General features: G+C 75.7%; 1 protein-coding gene. It reads right to left on the bottom strand.

Going from position 1 to position 686, the window contains the following annotated elements; genetic code table 11:
- On the bottom strand, nucleotides 1-686 hold a 686-nt coding region (locus LPA54_RS34290; protein ID WP_228984567.1), incomplete at both ends, for a condensation domain-containing protein.

The following is a 686-nucleotide window of genomic DNA, read 5'->3' as shown; positions in this document are numbered from 1 at the left end:
GAGTCGACGGGCGAGTCCGGGTACTTCTTCCTGTACGACGCCACCATGGTCTTCACCCCGGGCAGCTCGGAGCTGACGGCGGGCGCCGCGCTCACCACGTTCAGCAGGGCCGCGAGCGCGGGCCCGGCCGGCGTCTCCATGAGCTGCGGCGCGAAGCCGGGAGCGCGGCCCTCGCGTCGGGCGGCGTACGCGTCGCCGAGATCGCGGGCCAGTGGCGGCCAGGACCATCCGTCGCCGGCGATGTGGTGCATGAGCAGCAGCAGCACGTGCTCGCGCTCGCCCAGCTCGAACAGCACCGCGCGCAGAGGGAGTTCGCCGGCCAGGTCGAAGCCGCGGCGGGCGGCGCGGGTCAGGTCCTCCTCGAGCCGTCCGGGCGTGGTCGGCACGGTCTCGAAGGCGGGCGCCACCGGGTCCAGGACCTGCTGGCGCGGGACGCCGCCGCGCTCCGGGTAGACGGTGCGCAGCGCCTCGTGGCGGGCGACGACGTCGGCGAGCGCGGCCCGCAGCGCGGCGGTGTCGAGGCTGCCGGTCAGCCGCAGGCTCATCGGGATGTTGTAGGTGGCGCCGGGTCCCTCCATGCGGTGCAGGAACCACAGCCGGTACTGGGCGAACGACAGCGGCACCACCGCGGGGCGCGGCCGTGCGGTGAGCGCGGGCCGGGCCTCGTCCGCGCCGTCGACGCGTTC

Origin of the sequence: Streptomyces sp. DH12, from assembly GCF_020873895.1 — a bacterium.
GTDB lineage: Bacteria > Actinomycetota > Actinomycetes > Streptomycetales > Streptomycetaceae > Streptomyces.
Note: the sequence above shows the minus strand (reverse complement) of the source record. Positions and strands in the feature narration are given on the sequence as shown.